The following is a 1693-nucleotide window of genomic DNA, read 5'->3' on the forward strand; positions in this document are numbered from 1 at the left end:
GTCCTGGCCAATCCCGCCCCGATCGAGAAAGGATGCCGCTTGCTCACGGGCGAACCGCAGCCCTTCGCTGCCACCGCGATGCAGCAGGTTCGTATCTTCGAGCGCGGCAATCAGGACGAAACAGACCTGCACCCTCGCCGCCTCGTCGTCGCCCTGCGCCAGGATGTTTGCCGCGACCCATGCGGGCATGGCGATATCGTAGACGGTCGGAAAGCCCATCGCCGCTTCCCGCCTTGCGCCGCCGGCCCCATAGCGGCGCCCGGCCACTTCGCCGTGGCTGGACGACAGGCGCGGACCGCCCAGGATGTCGTTACCCCAACGCAACGCAACGCTGTCACCCAGCGATAGCCCAGCCGCCACATGGCCGGCCGCACGCAGTCCCGCGGCCGCACACAGCAAGCCCATGCCGAAGATGGCGCCGCGGTGCGTGTTGACGCCGCCGGTGGCATGAAGCATCGCTACTTCCGCACGGAGGCCGATTTTCCGCAGCGCCGGCATGTTGTCATTCCGGATACCCGCTTCGACGAGTTCGGCGAGAAAGGGTGCGATTGCCGCTGCGCTGCGATTGAACGTCGCGGCGTCCATGTCCGAATGACTGCCCGTGTCCACGTGGCTGACGAGCCCGGGCTTGGGCCAGGTGTGAACCTCCTGACAAAGCGCTCGTCGGGCTTGCTCGGCGACCCGCGTGGCGAATGAGGCGGCGGAGAGGCTTGTCGTCGCAGGAACCATGGACAGATTGGGCTGGGTGCTCATGCGAAGGCTCCGAGGAAAGCATGTTGCGTGACAAGCACGACGTCGCTCGCTGTCTTCAAGGCGATCTCGCCACCGGCATGTAGCTCTCGCCAATTGGCACCCGCGCCATCCGCGCGCAGTACTTCGCCGTCGATGCGCACGGGAGCGCGCGCATCGAGCGCGGCGAGTTCGTCAAGGAAACCGCCGATGCGATGTCGGCGAGGCACCGTCCATGCGAGGTCCACGTCGGACCCCGGCGCAACGTAGTTCAAACCGGTCAGCCATTGCCACGCGAGGCTGCCGAACACGCGGGCGTCCACGTCGTAACGAAGGGCAAGCGCGATCAGTTCGCGCAGACAGGGCTTCCAGGCCTCCGGCGCCGTGTCGAACACATCGGGCAAGGCGGGCAGCGGCATGAGTGCTTCGATATCGTCGCTGTTGATCTGCAGCGCGATACGGCGCTTGCCCGCCCACGGGGGCAAGGGCAATCCCAAGGGGATCCCGTCGCCTTCTCCCGGAAGCGGCCGCCGTACGACGAGTGGCCAAGCGTTCCGAGCCCATTCCCGCAGGAGGGGCTCGCCGGCGAGATCGGCACGCACGCTCAACACGCGGTCCCAGGCAGCGGGAACCACCGTGACGAGTTGATGCCGCCTCAGCGGCGTATCAAACGGATGCGAGGGCGAGTTCACGAACGCGCTCCGCAATATCGGCCGCCTTGGGACGTCCTTGCCGCTGCTTACCGAGCTGGTCACGGGTATCCACCTGCATTGCAGCGCCATCGACCGCGGTCAGTACCGCTTCGAGTTGGTCGGCCAGCGAGCGCGTCGGATCCAGCACCGCTGCCACGCCGCCGGTCTGCGCGAGGTTATCCAGCCCCGGTGCGAAGACCGGTGTCGATTTCGCCTTCTCCTGCAGGACCTCGATCGGCAGCTTGGTCACGCGCGACATCGAAGGCAGGTCC

At 66.7% G+C, this 1693-nt stretch carries 3 protein-coding genes; all 3 read right to left on the minus strand.

All coding sequences use genetic code 11. The annotated features are described in order from the left end of the window. Nucleotides 1–753 (minus strand): triphosphoribosyl-dephospho-CoA synthase (locus AC1DSN_RS22215; protein ID WP_477332957.1); only part of this gene is annotated, 753 nt, incomplete at its 3' end. Beyond that, nucleotides 750–1511 carry a malonate decarboxylase holo-[acyl-carrier-protein] synthase gene (gene mdcG, locus AC1DSN_RS22220; RefSeq protein WP_477294184.1) on the minus strand — a complete coding sequence of 254 codons (762 nt, stop codon included), beginning with the start codon at nucleotides 1509–1511 and terminating at the stop codon, nucleotides 750–752. The genes AC1DSN_RS22215 and mdcG, both read right to left, overlap by 4 nt. Next, nucleotides 1396–1693, minus strand: a 298-nt coding sequence (locus AC1DSN_RS22225; RefSeq protein ID WP_477332959.1) for a biotin-independent malonate decarboxylase subunit gamma, incomplete at its 5' end; no start/stop codon positions are given. The genes mdcG and AC1DSN_RS22225, both read right to left, overlap by 116 nt.

The organism is Luteibacter sp. P4_D7_3, assembly GCF_056401735.1.

What these genes read in the sequence shown, in the direction of transcription:
- mdcG (WP_477294184.1), bottom strand. Translation starts at nt 1,511, where the DNA reads ATGGCGCTGCAATGCAGGTGGATACCCGTGACCAGCTCGGTAAGCAGC.